The organism is Dietzia aerolata, from assembly GCF_014144865.1.
In the GTDB taxonomy this organism is placed as follows: Bacteria; Actinomycetota; Actinomycetes; order Mycobacteriales; family Mycobacteriaceae; genus Dietzia; species Dietzia aerolata.
In genome coordinates this window covers 19,776-37,070 of record NZ_JAALDM010000015.1, presented here as the reverse complement: position 1 = coordinate 37,070, position 17,295 = coordinate 19,776, and the positions used below count along the sequence as shown (strand labels likewise).

Sequence of the window (17,295 nt, the reverse complement as noted above, 5' to 3'; positions counted from 1 at the left end):
GCCCCGGCATCGGGCGGCTGTCCCATTTCCACCACGCTTGCGCCCACAGGCCGCGGACCCGAACTCGGTCCCGCCCGCGTCGGCGTGCGGTCCACGGACTCCGCGATCACCACATGCCGATAGGCTCGACCACGTGCATCTCCCCGATCTCCTCGCCGACCTCGACGACGTCCCCGCCGATCTCGTGGAGGAAGCCGTCTTCGACGCGTTCGTCGCGTGGGCCGCGGACCGGGGGATCTCGCTGTACCCCGCCCAGGAAGAGGCGGTCCTCGAGATCGCCGCCGACAGCCACGTCATCCTCGCCACCCCGACGGGGTCGGGTAAGTCACTGGTCGCCCTCGGCGCGCATTTCTCCGCAATGGCCCGCGGCGTCAGGAGCTACTACACCGCGCCCATCAAGGCGCTCGTGAGCGAGAAGTTCTTCTCCCTGTGCGAGGTGTTCGGAGCCGAGAACGTCGGCATGGTCACCGGCGACGCCTCGGTCAACGCCGACGCGCCGATCGTCTGCGCCACCGCCGAGATCGTGGCCAACATCGCGCTCCGCGAGGGTGCCTCCGCCGACATCGGCCAGGTGGTGATGGATGAGTTCCACTACTACTCGGAGCCGGATCGGGGCTGGGCATGGCAGGTCCCGCTCATCGAACTCCCCGACACGCAGTTCCTGCTGATGTCCGCGACTCTCGGCGATGTGGAATGGCTTCAGAAGGACCTCGAGGACCGCACCGGCCGGTCCTGCACCCACATCGGCGGTACGCAACGCCCCGTCCCACTGACGTTCGACTACGCCCTGTCCGGCGTGCACGAATCGGTGGAGATCCTGCTGCGGGACGGCAAGGCGCCCGTCTACATCGTCCACTTCACCCAGGCGGCGGCGCTCGAACAGGCTCAGGCGCTGACCTCGCTGGCGGTGGCCGACAAGGAGCGCAAACGCGCGATCGCCGACGAGATCGGCGGGTTCCGCTTCAGCACCTCCTTCGGACGGACGCTGCGCAAACTGCTGCTCCACGGCATCGGCGTCCACCACGCCGGCATGCTGCCGAAGTATCGGCGCCTGGTCGAGAAGCTGGCCCAGGACGGACTGCTCAGTGTCATCTGCGGCACCGACACCCTCGGCGTGGGCATCAACGTGCCCATCCGCACGGTCCTGTTCACCGGCCTGACCAAGTTCGACGGGCGGCGCCAGCGGGTGCTCAAGTCACGCGAGTTCCACCAGATCGCCGGGCGGGCCGGTCGCGCCGGCTTCGACACCGAGGGTTTCGTGGTGGTGCTGGCGCCCGAGCATGAGATCGAGAACGCCAAGGCTGCGGCAAAGGCGGCGGCGAACCCCAAGAAGAAGTCCAAGTCGGCGAAGAAGAAGCCGCCGGAGGGCTTCGTCAACTGGTCTCAGTCCACGTTCGACAAGCTCGTGGGTGCGCAACCCGAGCAGCTCACCAGCCGGTTCGAGGTGAGTAACTCGATGCTGCTGAACATCATCTCGCGGCCCGGCAGCTGCTTCGAGCACATGAAGCATCTGCTGCTCTCCTCGCACGAGACCCGGGCTCGTACCCGCCATCACATCCTGCGCTCGATCGAGCTGTTCCGCGGGCTGGAAACCGCCGGCATCGTCGAAAGGCTGAAAGAGGTCGACGACGACGGGCGCCATGTTCGGCTGACCGTCGACCTGCAGCGAGATTTTGCGCTCAACCAGCCTCTGGCGCCGTTCGCCCTCGCCGCGATGGAGGTCCTCGACCCCGACTCCCCCACTCGCGTGCTCGATATCGTGTCGGTGATTGAAGCCGTCCTCGACGACCCCCGCCCAATCCTCTTCGCCCAGCAGCGTGAGGCCCGTGGTGAGGCGATCGCCTCACTCAAGGCCGACGGTGTCGACTATTCCGAGCGGATGGAGCTCACCGAGGACATCACCTGGCCCAAGCCGCTCGACGATCTGCTCGCGGACGCCTACGACGCCTACCGCGCCGGTCATCCGTGGGTGACGGGCATCGAGCCCTCTCCCAAGTCGGTTATCCGGGAGATGGTGGAGCGCGGCATGACCTTCTCCGACCTGATCTCCGCGTACGGCATCGGTCGTTCCGAGGGCGCGGTACTGCGTTATCTCACCGATGCGTACCGAACCCTGCGCCAGACCGTCCCCGCACACGTGCGGTCCGAGGAGTTCGACGACCTCGTCGAATGGTTGGGTGAACTGGTCCGGCAGGTGGACTCGAGTCTGCTCGACGAGTGGGAACTGCTCACCGATCCGCAGGTGTCCTCCGAACAGGTTGCGGAGCTCGCGTTCGGCGAGAGTTCCGGCACCTCCAGGCCCGTCACCGCGAACCGTCGAGCGTTCCGCGTGATGGTGCGAAACGCCATGTTCCGCCGGGTGGAACTCCTGGCACGTGATGACATCGAACGCCTCGTCGCTCTTGATGACGACGTACCCGATCATCCCGACTGGGACTCCGAGATAGATCCCTACTGGGACGAGTACGACGAAATCGGGACCGGCCCGGCAGCGCGAGGCCCCGAACTGTTCACGGTGACCGAGTCCGGTCCGGGGGTCGACGCCGGAACCTGGCGGGTCCGGCAGGTGCTCGACGACCCCCAGGGCGACCACGGGTGGGCGATCGACGCGGTGGTGGACCTGGCCGCCAGCGACGAGGCCGGTGAAGCCAGGTTCGCCTCCCTCGCGCTACGCGGGTGAGCGCCCGTCCATGGCCGGTTCACAGTAGGTCCCCGAGAGGGTGTGCGGACGGCACAGTGCACTGATCCGCCAAGGCTAAACGGAGCCTTCTCCGGAGTCCGGTCCGCGAGTCCGTACGATGTCGGTCGGACACCACACTGAACCCTGGAGGCCTCCTGTGACCCCCCGCATCCTTTATAAGCGGCTCGCGCTCGCCGAGATGGTGACCTGGACCCTGCTGATCCTCGGCATGATCGGCAAGTACGCCTTCGGGCTCGAATGGGCGACGACCGTCGGCGGCAGCATCCACGGTTTCGTGTTCCTCTGCTACGCGGTCACCACCGTCCTCGTCTGGGTCGACAAGCGCTGGTCCTTCGGCACGGGTGTCCTCGGACTGGCGTCCGCGATCATTCCCTATGCCACCTACCCCTTCGAGCGGTCCGTCGAAAAGCGTGGACTGCTCGACGGGCCGTGGCGGCTCGGCAGCGACGAGGAGAGCCCGCGCGGCGTGCACGAGAAGCTCGTGGCCTCCGCCCTGCGTTCGCCCGTTCTGGCGCTCATCGTGACCGTGGTCGTCGTGGCCGTCGTGTTCAGTCTCCTTCTGCTCGCCGGCCCGCCGACCGAGTGGTTCAGTTGAGTTCGGCCGACCTGGGCACTGTCGGCGGCGACATGGCCCGCGAGCCCGGCCGCCGCGAGTTGAACAAGGCCGACAAGCAGCGGCGCATCCACAAGGCGGCCAGGGAACTGTTCTGGACCCGCGGTTACGCGTCGGTCACCACCCAGGAGGTGGCCGATCGGGCGGAGGTCGGAACCGGCACGCTGTTTCGCTACGCCCGGTCCAAGGGCGAACTGCTGTGCATGGTCGCCAACGACGATTTCCGGTTGATGGTCGATTCCCTGCCGGACACCGGGGATCCGGTCGAGGACCTCGTCCAATTGTGCGAGCCTCTCGTACGGGCGCTGGAGAACCAGCCCGACAACGTCGCCGCCTACCACCGCGAAACCCTGTTCGGCGAGCCCGGCCCTCACCGTGACGAGGCCCAACGAATCCTGCTGGACCTGCGTGGCCGCATAGCCGAGGTGCTGGCCAGGCACTCCGGGGGAGGCGCGGACCCCGCGCACCTCATCGGCCCCGCGCAGACCGTCTTTGACGTCATGTACATGACGATCGTGAGATCGGGGGTGCGCCGGGCGCCGGACTTGGATCATCGCGGCGAACTGCGCGCGCATGTCCGGCGCGTACTCCACGGGGCTCTCGCCGCAGCATCTGAGTCGTCGCCAGAGCCCGGGTCGACGTCGCACTGAATGACCCGACCGGCGTCCCCCGAGTGGACCCGCATCGGCGCGCACGCACAGCCCGTATCGCCCGGATCAGTACCCCGGTGCGACCCACGTCACCCGTGCGGGCCACACTGGCCTCATGAGCAAGGCTGAGCACGACGGCACGCGTCCTGTGAAGGACGCCTCCACGGTGATGGTCGTCCGCGATTCGGAAGCCGGACCCGAGGTGTTCGTGGCCCGGCGGGTCAAGGGGATGGCCTTCGCCGGCGGGATGACGGTGTTCCCCGGCGGTGGAGTCGACGCCGCGGATGACGATCCGGATCTGGCGTGGACCGGCCCCGCCCCGCAGTGGTGGGCCGACCGTCTCGGCTGCGAGGAATCCCGGGCCCGCCGTCTCGTGTGTGCCGCCGCACGGGAAACATTCGAGGAGTGCGGGGTCCTCCTCGCCGACCATCTGGACGGCTCGCCCGTGGCCGACGCCGGCCGCTACCACGGTGCCCGCGCCGATCTGGAGGCCCACGAGTTGACCTTCAGTCACTTCCTCTCCACCGAGGAACTCTCCCTGGCGGCCGGACGACTGCGCCCGTTCGACCACTGGATCACGCCCGCGGTGGAACCGCGGCGGTACGACACCCGGTTCTTCCTCGCCGCACTGCCGAACGGCCAGGAACCCGACGATCAGACGACCGAGGTCGACCTGACGATGTGGGCACGACCGACCGACCTGCTCGACGACTTCCGCTCCGGACGGTCAATGCTCCTCCCGCCGACCTGGGTGCAACTCCACAATCTGTCCGCGTTCGACGACGTCGCGTCCGCGCTCGCCGCCGAGCCGGACATCTCCCCCGTCGAACCGGAGATCATCGAGCACCGGGGCGGGCTGCGCGTCGGATTCGACGGCTCTGACGAGTACTGGGCGGACTACCAGAGAGGCCACGCGGCGCCGGAAAGCTGAGCACCCGCCACGGACACCGGCGAACCGCTGACGGCGAGTACGACTCGGTGGTTGACTTCGAGGCATGCCGGAATTCGAGTTCGACGTCGATGCGTCGATCGCCGCTGGGTGGGAACGGTTCGCCGTCCGCCTGGCCGGGTTTCTCCGCGACCTCGTACCCGGCGCGACCTTCGATCTCACCGTGCCGGTTCTCGGCGTCCAGTCGAGTCAGCCGCCGTTCATCCGGTTCACCACCTCCGAACCGGACTCCGACGCGACGCACACCGCGGTCCTGCAGGAACGCACACGCCATATCGAGGCCGAGGTGTCCGGAGGCGGCGCAGAAGACCATCCGATCCCGCTCCGCTCCTCTCAACTCGACCAACTCGCCGGACTCGGGTGGGAGGTAACCCACGACCCGGCGGCGGCCACGCGCGCCCGGATTCGGCTGCCCGCATTCGAGGCACCACACCTGTCGCATCTGGTCGCCGGAACCATGGAGAGGGTGTTCGGGATCCCCCACCCGGTGTTCCTCCACGACGTGGTTGACATCGAGCACACGACCGCCGATCCGCGCCCACCTTCCGACGAGCCCGGTGGCGGGCCATCGACGCCTCCGGCCGGTAACTCGCCCTCGTTGGCCGATGATCCGGATTTCCATCCGGTCACCATCACCGACCCCGATCAGGCGACCCAGGTGTTGAGCACCGCTCTGTCCGAGGTCTACAACGATCGCGTGGAGGTCGACGACCATGATGTGTTCACGGTGCCGACAGCCTGCGTCGTCGTGTTCGTCCGAGCCCACCGCTCGATGCCGCTGATCGTGTTCCGGAGTCCCCTGGTCCCCGTCGTGGAAGACGCGGCGGCCGCCGAAACCGAGGTGGCGATCCTCAACCGGGATTCGTTGTGGTGCCGGTACGTCTTCGACGGCAAGGCGATCGTGGCCGAGTCTGAATTCGTCGACAGAGTCTTCGTCCCAGTCAATTTCAAGATCAAGCTCGCCGAGATCGTGGCGGAGCTGGACGACGTGTACCCGGATCTCGCCCGACGCGTCGCCAGCTCACAATGGCGTGACCTGCACTCTGCCGACGATCCGAAAATCGACGATCAGTAGCATGTTGTACTGCCGGGATCGGCCCGGCGCACGACCCGCCCAGGAGCACCCGATGAGACGCGTCGCCCTTGCCGCAGCCCTCATGGCCACGATCGCTGTCTCCGGAGCCTGCTCGTCGTCGGATTCCGACGAGCGTCGCACGCTTCCCGCAACCGCGAACGCCGACACCGGACCGGTGCCCACCTCCCAGCAGTTCGACCGGCCCTTCCCCGTCGCCGGCGATGACTGGGATGCCACCGTGACTCTGTCCAACCTCCGCATCGTTCCGACAAGTGCCTATGCGGACACCGTGTTCGCCGTGGACGTCAGAGCCGTGCAGTCCGCCGGGCAGCCCGAGATCGGGCCCGCCTCCCTCTCCGCCTACTCACCCACAGGGGTCGAGTACGAGCTGATCGAGAACCCCGCGGGCATCGTCAACGATCCTCTGGTCCCCTCGGTGATGACGATGCCCGGCGAACAGATCCAGGGGATGGTGGCGTGGAAGATGGCCGGCGGTGACCGCATCGGCCGCCTCGAGGTCGCCTCTCCGCGCACGCTGGCCTCGATCACCGTCACGCTCCAGCCAGCGGATCCGTCGGCTCAGACCGCCGACGCTTCGGCCTCCTAGTCCTCTCGGGGATCCGTCCCCTCCAGGTACACCCAGCGTCCGCCTCGGCGCCGGAACTCGGACCGCTCTCTCATGTTCTCGACGCCGTCCGGGCCGGAGAATCGCGCCTCGAATTCAACGACGCCGTCGTCGTCGTCCTCTTCTCCTGCGACCACCTCGAGCACGGACAGGCCCAGCCACGTCACCCCGCCGGTCTCCACATTTTTCGGGCGGTAACGGGGGTGCCACGTCCGCCAGAGGTGGTCAGGGTGCCCCGTCGCGAACGCCGTGTAGCGCGAGCGCATGAGCTGCTCCGCGGTACGGGCGGGGACCCCGTCCTCGACCAGGGGACCACAGCACGCGCTGTACTCCCCGCCACCACACGGACATGCGGGCATCGACGTCTCCATTCGCTTCGGACCAGGACAGGCTACCTCCGGCCCTCCCCCGTTCATGCCCACGCCACCGCCCACCTGCTGCTGCCGGGGACTATCCTGGTCGGTGTCATGGCATCCCTCTCCTCGCTGCGTGCGCTCGCCCGCCGAACCACCGACCCCGATCTCGCGCCGCTCAAGGTCCGGTCGTGCCGGGACCTGTGCAACTGGAACAAGACCCCCGTCGAGCGGCGGGGCGAGCCGCTGTTCGCCTGCCGCGGCTGCGGCTCCCAATGGGTACCGAGCGAACACTGGACGCCACGCGAGGCCAGCGGACATATCCCGCCGGAGGTTCTGACACTCCTGCGCGCCGAAGACTGATCACCCCGCCGGCGACTCCCGCGATGGGGCCCCACTAGCACCCTCGTCACCTGCGCCGGGAACGGGGGCGGGACCTGTCTTTCTCGGCATCTGCACCGGGGGCGCCGCTATAGGCTCCGTTCCATGCCCTCAACGACTCTCTCGTCCACCTCGGCCGCCAGCGCCGGGACCGTCGATGCAATTCTGCGCCGGTCGGCCTCCCGGTACCCCGACCGACCCGCCCTCACCTTCGGTGACCGCCGCTGGACCTACGCCGAACTCGACGCCGCTGTCGACCGGGTTGCCGCAGATCTGGCTGGCCGAGGCCTCGAGGCAGGAGCCCGCGTCGCCGCCTACGGAATCAACTCCGATGCCTACCTCATCGCGTTCCTGGCGGTCTCCCGCGCGGGCCTGACCCACGTCCCCGTCAACTACGCACTGACCGGCGGCGAGCTCGAGTACCTGCTCACTGATTCGGGTGCATCGGTCGTGCTGGTCGACCCGGCGCAGGCGGCGACGCTCGATTCCGTTCTCGGCGGGATGCCCGGCCTCACCGCACTCCCTCTCCAGCCCGCGGCAGGCGAGTCCACCGATGGCACCGTCCTCGGCACCGCGCTGTCGTCCGAGGCCACCGGGCGGTTCGACTCCCCCGCCTCCGGCACCAGCCTGGCCCAGCTCCTCTACACCTCGGGCACCACGTCCCGCCCCAAGGGCGCGATGATGACCCACTCCGCCCTCGTCCACGAGTACATCAGTTGCATCCTCGCGCTCGATTTCGATATCGACGACGAGCCGCTCGTGGCGATGCCGCTGTACCACTCGGCGGCGATGCATGTGTTCGCTCTGCCGTACCTGTCCCTCGGCGCCACGGTGCACCTGATGGCCGCCCCCGACATCCCGGAGATCCTCCGCCGTATCGAGGCGGACAAGATCCGGTCCCTCTTCCTGGCCCCCACGGTATGGGTCCCGCTCGCCTCGCATCCCGATCTCGAGACCCGCGACCTATCCAGCCTTACAAAGGCCCAGTACGGCGCCTCGATCATGCCGGTCACCGTGCTCCAGCGGCTCCGGTCCAGGTACCCTGACCTCGGCTTCTACAACTGCTTCGGCCAATCCGAAGTCGCGCCACTCGCCGCCGTTCTCCGCCCCGAGGAGCACGACGCCCGTCCCGCCAGCGCCGGGCGCCCGGTGTTCTTCGTCGAGGCGCGCGTGGTCGACGACAACGGCGCGGACGTCGCCGACGGCGAGCGCGGCGAGGTCGTCTACCGCTCACCTCAGCTGTGCAGCGGCTACTGGAACAAGCCCGAAGCGACCGAGGAGGCGTTCCGAGATGGATGGTTCCATTCCGGCGACCTCGTGGTCCGGGATTCAGAGGGCTTCCTCGAGGTCGTGGACCGCATCAAGGACGTCATCAATACCGGCGGCGTCCTGGTGGCCTCTCGCGAAGTCGAGGACGCCGTCTACCAGGACACCCGGGTCGCCGAGGTCGCGGTAATCGGCACCCCCGACCCGAAGTGGATCGAGGCGGTCACGGCTGTCGTGGTGCTCAAGGACGGCCAGGACGTCACCGAGGCCGAGATCATTGACGGCACCCGCGCGCATCTCGCGCCCTTCAAGGTCCCCAAGCACGTCGTGTTTGTCGACGAGCTTCCCCGAAACCAGTCCGGCAAACTCCTCAAGCGCGAACTCCGGCAGTCCTGACTCCAGAGCGAGGTGACTGATCCGATCAACTGTCGATCGGATCAGTCACGGCATATCAGCACCAGCGCCGGCAACGACGCCGACGTCACCGCACGCGCGCCAATACTTCGGCAGCGACAAGCTCCGGATTCTCTTCCGGAATCCAATGCCCACCACCGGACACCGGCACGAATCGGTAGTCGCCGGTCATGCGCTCGGCTGTGGCCTCGGCGCCACTTCGCGCGATCGCCATATCCTGATCGCCCCAGATGAACGTCGTCGGAACAGACACATCCGGCAACTCGTAGCTCCGCATCGCCCGATACCAGTTCAGCGCGCCTGTCAGTCCGTCGCGGGTCCCCACCACGTCCATGTGCTGCGTCACCAGGTCCTCCGGCACGGCATCGGTGAACATGGCTCGAAGGCGCCGTGCGCCATCGGCGAGAAGGACGTCCTCTGCCTTCCCGGGCTCGCGGAAGAGCGTGAAATACGCGGACCGTTCCTGCTGGTCTGGATCGGTACCGATCGCCTCGGCGAATGCCCCGAGGTGCGGCACCGATATCGCGACGAGCGAGGTGAGACGGTTCGGTTGATGGCCGGCGAGCCACCACGCCACACAGGCGCCCCAATCGTGCCCGACCAGGTGAAAGGCACCGAGCTGCAGGTCTTCGGCCACCGCCAGAACATCCTCGGCCAGGAGCTCGATCGAGTAGTCCTCCACGGCCGTGGGCCTCGCCCCCGGCGAATAACCCCGCTGGAGTGGCGCCACGACCCGGACACCGTTGCGGGCGAGGATCTCCGCGACGGGCCGCCACTCGTTCGCTGACTCGGGGAACCCGTGCAGAGCAAGCACCGTCGGCACGGGTTCATCACCCATGCCGGTCCCGTCCGCATCCCACACGAGTACTTCTAGTCGGCCAGCCTGGACATCGACGGACAATTCGCGGGGGCTCATGCCCGGACCCTAATGCCTCCACGGGCTCGCCATACCCGACTTCGTGCGGCCAGCCGGGTTGCCCCCTGACCGGCCGGCCGCCCCGGCCGACTACTGACCGGGCCTGTCGCGGGGCGTCCGAACGGCGGCGCCCGCCCCGACGGTGCCCGACCTCCTGTGATGCCAATCCCGGACGAGCCACATCTCCACCACGAGCGGATCGACTCCACACTCATTGGCCCACGCCTGGACCAGTTCCAGGTATCGCTGGAAACGGCGCGGGGTGAGGCGGGAAGCCGAGTCGACCTCGGTCCAGCCGGCGTGGATCAACGTCCCGATTCCCGCCGAATCGACCGGAACGATGCGCTGCTCAGACCAGGCCATCGCCAACGACGACAGATACAGCGAGGCCAGCGGGTAGCCCAGATCGGGCACTCCGCGTCCGGCACGCCCCGCCGGAGCGCCGTGCCGGAGCAGGTTCATCGCCTCCCCGGGCGCGTCCAGCCAGTCGACGACGTCATGGAGAACGAGGGGGTAGCCGTGAGAAGAGACCGACCGCCAGCCGGATCTGTCCCGGTCCGGCACCCGGAAATCCGGCACCCCACGCCGGATGCCTGACCGTGTGGGGTGGGAGGACAGCCACGCCGCGCACATGTACAGCGCGACCACCGCCTCCTCCAGGCTGCCCCGCGCCCGACGACCGGCTGCCCACAGGTCACTGCGCCGCAGGTAGCCGGTTCCGGTCTCGACCCGGCCACCGTCTGGTCCGCCACCAACCAGTCGGAGGTCGATCCCCTTCTCCGCGAGGCGGAGATTCCAGAGATCCAGATCGATCTTCACGTACTCGTCAGCTACCAGCACCGCCGGCGGCTGCGCCCTGCACCAGTCGGCGCAGGCCGCGGGAAGCGGTGGAACGTGGCCTGGTCCTGTCGTGGTCATACCCGCACAGTGTCATGCGGGTACGACACGATCGGACCGACGAGCCACTCAGTCCTCCGCGAACGCCTCCAACGGAGGGCACGAACAGACCAGGTTGCGGTCACCGTAGGCGCCGTCGATCCGGCGGACCGCGGGCCACACCTTCGGCCGCCACGACGAACCCAGCGGGTAGCCGGCGACACTGCGCGGGTACGGGTGAGTCCACTCATCCGCAGAGACGCTCTCCGCGGTGTGCGGGGCACCCCTCAGCGGGTTGTCCTCGACCGGCCACTCCCCGTCCGCGACACGATCGATCTCGGCGCGGATCGCCGCCATGGCATCACAGAATGCGTCGAGCTCGGCCAGGTCCTCACTCTCGGTGGGCTCGACCATGAGGGTGTTGGGGACCGGGAAGCTCATGGTCGGCGCATGGAAGCCGTAGTCGGCGAGCCGCTTGGCCACATCGTCGATCGAGATGCCCACCGAATCGATGAGCGGGCGGATGTCGAGGATGCACTCGTGGGCGACCCAGCCGCCGTCACCGGAGTACAGGACCGGGAAGTGTTCGCCGATACGGCGGGCGAGGTAGTTGGCACTCGCGATGGCGGTGAGCGTGGCACGGCGTAGGCCGTCCGCACCCATCATCCGGATGTAAGCCCAGGTGATGGGCAGGATCGACGCTGAACCGAACGGTGCCGCGGACACCACGCCACCGGAACCCAGTCCTTCCACGTGCGGGTGCCCGGGCAGGAACTCACGCAGGTGCTCGGCGACAGCCACCGGCCCGACACCAGGACCGCCGCCACCGTGCGGGATGCAGAACGTCTTGTGCAGGTTGAGGTGGCTGACGTCGCCACCGAACCGACCGGGACGCGCGACGCCCACCAGAGCGTTGAGGTTCGCGCCGTCGATGTAGACCTGGCCACCGGCATCGTGGACGATCGCGCAGATCTCCTCGATGTCGTGCTCATACACACCATGTGTGGACGGGTAGGTGATCATGATCGCCGCCAGCTCGTCGGCGTGCTTATCGACCTTGGCCTTGAGATCCTCGACGTCGACGTCGCCGTTCTCACGGCACGCCACCACGACGACCTTCATGCCCGCCATGACCGCGGAGGCCGCATTGGTGCCGTGAGCAGAGGACGGGATGATGCACACCGTGCGGGAATCGTCGCCACGTGAGCGGTGGTAGGCGCTGATCGCGAGCAGTCCCGCGTACTCGCCCTGGCTCCCCGCGTTCGGCTGGAGACTGACCGCCGCGTAACCGGTGATGTCGACGAGCCACTGCTCGACATCGGACACCAGCTGGCGGATCCCCTCGTTCTGATCTGCGGGGGCGAACGGGTGGAGCTTGCTGAACTCCGGCCACGTGATGGGTTCCATCTCGGTGGTCGCGTTGAGCTTCATCGTGCAGGAGCCGAGCGGGATCATCGTTCGATCCAGCGCCATGTCCTTGTCCGACAACGCCCGCAGATACCGCAGCATCGCCGTCTCAGTGCGGTAGCGCACGAACGCCTCGTGCTCCAGGAACGCACTCGTGCGATCTCCGTATGCCGGATCGACGAGGACCTCAAGGCCGGCCGTATCCGCCACGTCCTCGACGCGGCCACCGAAGGCCTCGAGGACGAGTGCGACGTGATCCCCGGTGGTGGCCTCGTCACAGGAAATGGAGACGTTGTCGTCGTCGACCTTCCACAGGTTGACCCCGCGCTCGGCCGCGGCGGCGAGCACCTCGTCGGCGCGGCCCGGTACGCGCGCCAGGACGGTGTCGAAGAACTCATCGTGCACGACCTCGACACCCGCCATGACGAGCCCGTCCGCGAGCACCGCGGCGTGGGCGTGGACACGTCGCGCGATGGCCGTCAGGCCCTCCGCACCGTGGTACGAGGCATACATCGCGGCGAGCACCGCGAGCAGTACCTGGGCGGTACAGATGTTGGAGGTGGCCTTGTCACGGCGGATGTGCTGCTCACGGGTCTGCAACGCCAGACGGTAGGCGACACGACCGTCAGCGTCGGTGGACACACCCACCAGACGTCCCGGCAAGTTGCGGGCGTGCGCGGTGCGGCAGGCCAGGAAGCCGGCGTGCGGACCGCCGAAGCCCATCGGCACGCCGAAGCGCTGGGTGGTGCCGAAGCACGCATCCGCGCCCTTCTCGCCGGCCGGGGTGAGCACCGTCGCCGACAGCAGGTCGACGCCGGCGGCCACCATCACGCCGCGCTCGTGGCACTCCTCGATGAGCTTGGCGACATCCGCGACCCGACCCGACGCCCCCGGCGTCTGGACGAGAGCGCCGAAGAACTCGCCCTCCGGCAGGCCCCCGTCAATGAGGTTGGCGGTGACGATCTCGATCCCGAGCGGCTCCGCACGCGTGGCCAGGATCGCCGCGGTCTGGGGGAAGATGTCGACGTCGACGGCAAAGCGGGGGCTCTTGGACTTTCGGTTGGACCGACGCAGCATGGTCATGGCCTCGGCCGCGGCGGTGCCCTCGTCCAGCATGGAGGCGTTGGCCAGGTCCATACCCGTCAGATCGGACACCATGGTCTGGAAGTTCAGCAGGGCCTCCAGGCGCCCCTGGCTGATCTCCGGCTGGTACGGGGTGTAGCCCGTGTACCAGGCGGGGCTCTCGATGATGTTCCGGATCAGCACCGGCGGCGTAAGCGTGTCGTAGTAGCCCTGCCCGATCATCGACACGGCGACCGTGTTCCGATCAGCCAGAGCCCGCAGTGCGGCTAGCGTATCCGCCTCCGACAGTGGTTCGGGAAGCGCGTCGATACCGGCGGCACGGCCATCGGACCCGACCTCGTCCACGATGACCGACGGGAATGCCCGCTCTGCGAGTTCATCCAGCGACGACACCCCGATGGTGTCCAGGATGCGGTCAAGCCCATCAGCGTCGGGCCCCAGATGGCGGGCGACGAACTCGCCTCCGGTCCGGGCGGTGTGCGGGGTCGTCGTCACAGGTGCTCCTCCAAGGGCGGGGCCACCCCGATGGGCGGCCGGCGGGCCGGTGCTACCCTCTCCGCTCTGTCCCCTGCCGGTCCGCGCCGGCGCCTGAGAGATTCACCGGGCCCATGTCAGGGCCGGGCTTTCCCCGTGGGCGGGTGGTCGATTCCACCGCTCTCCAGAGGCGTTCGCCGACTACACGGTCCGGGTGCCTGAGAGATTCTCGGAGAGGAGTTGCTCCTTCGGCGCCCGCGGCTGGTTACCGCGGAACTCTCCCGTGAGTCGCGTGAACGCGTCACCGAGTCTAGACGACGTCTCCGCCTTAGCCCGTACGGCGCGAGGCGCGAGCACGGCGACGCGCCGCGAGCTCGTCCTCGACCGGGGCGACGACATCCTCCTCGATGACCGTCTCCGCGGGGAACTCCGAGATCGATCCGGCCAGCTCACGCATCGCCCCACCGATCCCGATCCCGAACACGCCCTGTCCACCCTGCAGGAGGTCGAACACCTCCTCCTTGGAGGTGCACTCGAACACGGTGCGGCCATCCGAGAACAGGGTGATCGTCGCCAAGTCCTGAACGCCGCGGGAACGGATCTGATCCACGGCCTTGCGGATGTTCTGCAGGGAGATGCCGGTGTCGAGCAGCTGCTTGACAATCTTGAGGACGAGTATGTCCTTGAACGAGTACAGGCGCTGGCTTCCGGAGCCCGCGGCGTTGCGGATCGACGGCACGACCAGGTCTGTGCGGGCCCAGTAGTCGAGCTGCCGGTAGGTGATGCCGGCGATCTGGCACGCGATCGGCACACGGTAACCACTGGTACCGTCCGGGATCCCGTCATCCGGGAACAGTCCGGGCTGCACCTCGTCGAACGTGGCCTGGGTGGCCTCGGTCGCATCACCAAAGAGGCTCTCCGTATCGGTCACGACGGTCGGCTCCGGAATCCGGGGGTGATCGGCCACGTTTGCTCCCTCAAGCTGCGGGTGCAGCCACAATTGTGGCCGCACGGTACCGGGCCTGTCAGCCCGAATCCTGGACGCGTGAACACCATCGGTGTAGTTCACTGAGGGCAACGCTATGCCTGCACCGCCCGCCGATCAATAGGACACGCGGTAAACCTCAACCTCAAGTTGAACTTTAGACTCTTAATCTGCCTGCGAAAAGGTAGCCAAGTGACGCAAGTGACTAATAAACCAGCAGGTCACGCACCTCAGGAGGGGGAATCTCCGGGACGCTCTTCCGGACCTCCGCCGCCGAGAAAATCATCAGGACTCACCTGATCCAGGAACTCGCGGAAGGCCTCGACCTCTTCCTCACCCTGCTCGACGAGTGAGATCCCGACCTCGTCGAGCACCTCCTTGCTCACCAACACGGGCGACGAGGTCCGCAGTGCCACCGCCACCGCATCGGACGGCCGGGCCGAGACCCTCGTCGAACCGAACACGAGCTCCGCGATGAAGGTGCCCTCGGACACCCCGACAATCTCGACCTGCTTCAGCTGCTGCGAGAAAGTCTCCAGGAGAGTCGCCACCAGGTCATGTGTGAGCGGCCGACTTGGCTGGACGCCCTGCTGCTGGAGGCTGATCGCAGCGGCTTCGGCCGCGCCGATCCAGATCGGCACGTAACGCCCGCCCTCCTTCTCGTGAAGGATCAGGACGGGCGCGTACTCGGGCTCCTCGAAGCGGATCCCGACCACGTCGACCTCATGCATGTTGCTCTCCATGTTCTCCGCCTCTCGACTTCTCCAGCGTATCCCTCACGGACCCCCGCGCGAGCAGGCGCCGCCGCAGCGGATACCCCCTACCGTCAGGAGTCGAGTGCGTGCCGGACCGCTACGGTCACCAGCGTCGAGTGCAGTGCGACCGACAACGCCGCGATCTCCCTTGCCAGCTCGGCAGCACGATCCCTCGCGTCTGCATCCCCTTGTCGCGCGACCGGCCCCGCAATCTGGGCGATGAGTCCGGTCTGTCGGTCGGCTGCGGTCCGGAAGCCCCGCAGATGACGCACGTCCACGCCGTGGACGGCCAGATCATGGGCGGTACGCGCGATCAACACGGCCTCGGGGTCAAAGAAACCACCAAGGCCGGTGGCGATGAGCCCGGCATCGATGAGAGAGTCGACCAGGTCCGCGTCGACCCCCGATTGGTCGATGACGTTCTCTCGGGTCAGGCGCCTGAGGGTATCGGTACGGAAATCATCCGGCTCCGAGCCCGGAACGCCCTCCGCCCCCGGCCGGGGCCGAAGAGCCGTGGTCGACCCATCGGCAATCGCCGCGTCGAGAGCGTCCAGTTCCTCTCGAATCACCTTGAGAGGCAGGTAACGGTCTCGCTGTGCGGTGAGGACGTACCTCAGTCGTTCCCGGTCCTCGGCACTGAACCGTCGGTACCCGCTCGGCGTGCGTTGGGGCGTGACCAGTCCCTCGTTCTCGAGGAACCGAACCTTGGACACCGTCAGGTCCGGGAACTCCGGAGTCAGAAGTGCGATGACACCGCCGATGGAGAGAAACTCCTCCTTGCCGGCGCCGTGGCCAGCTGCGGTCACTGCCCGGGCGTACCCGTCAGGAACACGAGGCGGAACTTACCGATCTGCACCTCGTCGCCATTGGCGAGAGACGCGGAGTCAACGGGCTCCCGGTTGACGTACGTGCCGTTCAGCGACCCCACGTCAACAACCGTGAAGCTGCCGCCTTCACTGCGGAACTCCGCATGGCGGCGACTGACGGTCACGTCATCCAGGAAGATGTCACTGTCCGGGTGACGACCGGCCGACGTCGTGGCCTGGTCCAGCAGGAAACGGGAGCCGGCATTGGGGCCACGCTTGACCACCAGCAGCGCCTGCCCTTCGGGAAGTCCCTCGATACCGGTGACAGACGAATCCGACTGGGCCGCCTGCTGATCGGTCTCGTTGAGGAGCTCGGCGCGGAACACGGAGGTGGTCTCGGCGGTCGCCTCGGGCATGTTCTTGTTCTCGGTCACGTTCGTCTCTCCTCGTCTGAGCCCGGGCGCAGGGCTCACGGTGCGCTCATCGTTAATTCTAGGCCGGACTGTCCGTCCGCGTGGCCGGGGGCGTGCTGAGAGGTCCGCTCATCACTCCGTGATCGCGGCGTACCCGTCCGAATCCAGGGTCTGCTGGAGCTGTGCCTCCAGGTCATCGACATCCGCGATCTCCAGGACGATGATCCATCCCTCGCCGTACGGATCGGAGTTGACCAGCTCGGGCGACGTCTCGAGGGCGGTGTTGACCTCAACGACCTTGCCGGTGAGCGGCGCGTACAGGTCGGACACGCTCTTCGGTGACTCGACCTCGCCGAAGGGCTCACCCGCCTCCGTCTCGCCACCGACCTCCGGGAGCTGAACAAAGACGATGTCTCCGAGCTTGGACTGCGCGTACTCGGTGATGCCGATACGGACTCGGGTGTCCGACACCCGCTCCACCCACTCGTGCTCATCGGTGTACCGGAGCTGGTCGGGGATGTTCTGGTCGCTCACTGACGTGCCCTTCTCGAGT

General features: G+C 67.4%; 17 protein-coding genes and 1 riboswitch. Of the genes, 8 read left to right on the top strand and 9 right to left on the bottom strand.

The genetic code is table 11. The features are described 5' to 3' along the window. Positions 1–133: 133 nt before the first annotated feature. The 6 genes from G6016_RS01040 to G6016_RS01015 all read left to right on the top strand — a co-directional run bounded on the left by G6016_RS01040 (position 134) and on the right by G6016_RS01015 (position 6,595). Positions 134–2,680, top strand: a complete 2,547-nt coding sequence (locus G6016_RS01040) for a DUF3516 domain-containing protein (protein WP_182630853.1) — start codon at positions 134–136, stop codon at positions 2,678–2,680. A 157-nt stretch (positions 2,681–2,837) separates the two neighbouring features. Further along, positions 2,838–3,296 (top strand): DUF3817 domain-containing protein, encoded by a 459-nt coding sequence (locus G6016_RS01035; RefSeq protein ID WP_182630852.1) that lies wholly within the window; start codon positions 2,838–2,840, stop codon positions 3,294–3,296. Then, on the top strand, positions 3,293–3,964 hold the full coding sequence (locus tag G6016_RS01030; protein ID WP_241729633.1) for a TetR/AcrR family transcriptional regulator: 672 nt from the start codon (positions 3,293–3,295) through the stop codon (positions 3,962–3,964). The genes G6016_RS01035 and G6016_RS01030 overlap by 4 nt, the downstream gene beginning before the upstream one ends. 115 nt (positions 3,965–4,079) lie before the next feature. Continuing rightward, positions 4,080–4,895 carry an NUDIX hydrolase gene (locus G6016_RS01025; protein WP_182630851.1) on the top strand — a complete coding sequence of 272 codons (816 nt, stop codon included), beginning with the start codon at positions 4,080–4,082 and terminating at the stop codon, positions 4,893–4,895. Positions 4,896–4,959: 64 nt separating this feature from the next. Next, entirely contained in the window at positions 4,960–5,988 is a 1,029-nt protein-coding gene (locus tag G6016_RS01020) for a TY-Chap domain-containing protein (RefSeq protein WP_182630850.1), read from the top strand. A 52-nt stretch (positions 5,989–6,040) separates the two neighbouring features. After that, positions 6,041–6,595, top strand: a complete 555-nt coding sequence (locus tag G6016_RS01015; RefSeq protein ID WP_182630849.1) for a hypothetical protein — start codon at positions 6,041–6,043, stop codon at positions 6,593–6,595. On the opposite strand, the gene G6016_RS01010 is transcribed toward G6016_RS01015, so the two are convergent. Further along, positions 6,592–6,972 (bottom strand): YchJ family protein, encoded by a 381-nt coding sequence (locus G6016_RS01010; protein ID WP_182630848.1) that lies wholly within the window; start codon positions 6,970–6,972, stop codon positions 6,592–6,594. The two genes, G6016_RS01015 and G6016_RS01010, sit on opposite strands and share 4 nt — an antisense overlap. A gap of 108 nt (positions 6,973–7,080) precedes the next feature. Between G6016_RS01010 and G6016_RS01005 the strand changes: the two genes are divergently transcribed. Then, entirely contained in the window at positions 7,081–7,329 is a 249-nt protein-coding gene (locus tag G6016_RS01005) for a hypothetical protein (RefSeq protein ID WP_206682275.1), read from the top strand. A gap of 123 nt (positions 7,330–7,452) precedes the next feature. After that, on the top strand, positions 7,453–9,009 hold the full coding sequence (locus G6016_RS01000; RefSeq protein WP_182630847.1) for a fatty acyl-CoA synthetase: 1,557 nt from the start codon (positions 7,453–7,455) through the stop codon (positions 9,007–9,009). An 85-nt stretch (positions 9,010–9,094) separates the two neighbouring features. On the opposite strand, the gene G6016_RS00995 is transcribed toward G6016_RS01000, so the two are convergent. The 8 genes from G6016_RS00995 to gcvH form a co-directional block, all read right to left on the bottom strand. Continuing rightward, positions 9,095–9,943 (bottom strand): alpha/beta fold hydrolase, encoded by an 849-nt coding sequence (locus G6016_RS00995; RefSeq protein WP_182630846.1) that lies wholly within the window; start codon positions 9,941–9,943, stop codon positions 9,095–9,097. A gap of 90 nt (positions 9,944–10,033) precedes the next feature. After that, positions 10,034–10,861, bottom strand: a complete 828-nt coding sequence (locus G6016_RS00990; RefSeq protein ID WP_182630845.1) for an 8-oxoguanine DNA glycosylase OGG fold protein — start codon at positions 10,859–10,861, stop codon at positions 10,034–10,036. Positions 10,862–10,909: 48 nt separating this feature from the next. Continuing rightward, on the bottom strand, positions 10,910–13,804 hold the full coding sequence (gene gcvP / locus G6016_RS00985) for an aminomethyl-transferring glycine dehydrogenase (RefSeq protein ID WP_182630844.1): 2,895 nt from the start codon (positions 13,802–13,804) through the stop codon (positions 10,910–10,912). 175 nt (positions 13,805–13,979) lie between these two features. Beyond that, a riboswitch (glycine riboswitch) is annotated at positions 13,980–14,077 on the bottom strand. 34 nt (positions 14,078–14,111) lie between these two features. Beyond that, positions 14,112–14,714, bottom strand: coding sequence for a MerR family transcriptional regulator (locus G6016_RS00980; RefSeq protein WP_182630892.1), 603 nt, complete (start codon positions 14,712–14,714; stop codon positions 14,112–14,114). Positions 14,715–14,998: 284 nt separating this feature from the next. Further along, complete coding sequence (locus tag G6016_RS00975; RefSeq protein ID WP_182630891.1) at positions 14,999–15,499, bottom strand: bifunctional nuclease family protein; 501 nt, start codon at positions 15,497–15,499, stop codon at positions 14,999–15,001. Between the two features lie 95 nt (positions 15,500–15,594). After that, entirely contained in the window at positions 15,595–16,329 is a 735-nt protein-coding gene (gene ftsR / locus G6016_RS00970; RefSeq protein WP_182630843.1) for a transcriptional regulator FtsR, read from the bottom strand. Then, positions 16,326–16,745, bottom strand: coding sequence for an oxoglutarate dehydrogenase inhibitor Odhl (odhI, locus tag G6016_RS00965; protein ID WP_182630890.1), 420 nt, complete (start codon positions 16,743–16,745; stop codon positions 16,326–16,328). Before odhI ends, ftsR begins: the two co-directional genes overlap by 4 nt. Positions 16,746–16,874: 129 nt before the next feature. Further along, positions 16,875–17,276, bottom strand: coding sequence for a glycine cleavage system protein GcvH (gene gcvH / locus G6016_RS00960; protein WP_182630842.1), 402 nt, complete (start codon positions 17,274–17,276; stop codon positions 16,875–16,877). Between the last annotated feature and the right edge of the window lie 19 nt (positions 17,277–17,295).

Coding starts and splice junctions, on each gene's coding strand:
- G6016_RS01025 (WP_182630851.1), top strand. CDS start 4,080: ATGAGCAAGGCTGAGCACGACGGCACGCGTCCTGTGAAGGACGCCTCC.
- G6016_RS01020 (WP_182630850.1), top strand. CDS start 4,960: ATGCCGGAATTCGAGTTCGACGTCGATGCGTCGATCGCCGCTGGGTGG.
- G6016_RS01015 (WP_182630849.1), top strand. CDS start 6,041: ATGAGACGCGTCGCCCTTGCCGCAGCCCTCATGGCCACGATCGCTGTC.
- G6016_RS01010 (WP_182630848.1), bottom strand. CDS start 6,972: ATGCCCGCATGTCCGTGTGGTGGCGGGGAGTACAGCGCGTGCTGTGGT.
- G6016_RS01005 (WP_206682275.1), top strand. CDS start 7,081: ATGGCATCCCTCTCCTCGCTGCGTGCGCTCGCCCGCCGAACCACCGAC.
- G6016_RS01000 (WP_182630847.1), top strand. CDS start 7,453: ATGCCCTCAACGACTCTCTCGTCCACCTCGGCCGCCAGCGCCGGGACC.
- G6016_RS00995 (WP_182630846.1), bottom strand. CDS start 9,943: ATGAGCCCCCGCGAATTGTCCGTCGATGTCCAGGCTGGCCGACTAGAA.
- G6016_RS00990 (WP_182630845.1), bottom strand. CDS start 10,861: ATGACCACGACAGGACCAGGCCACGTTCCACCGCTTCCCGCGGCCTGC.
- G6016_RS00975 (WP_182630891.1), bottom strand. CDS start 15,499: ATGCATGAGGTCGACGTGGTCGGGATCCGCTTCGAGGAGCCCGAGTAC.
- odhI (WP_182630890.1), bottom strand. CDS start 16,745: ATGCCCGAGGCGACCGCCGAGACCACCTCCGTGTTCCGCGCCGAGCTC.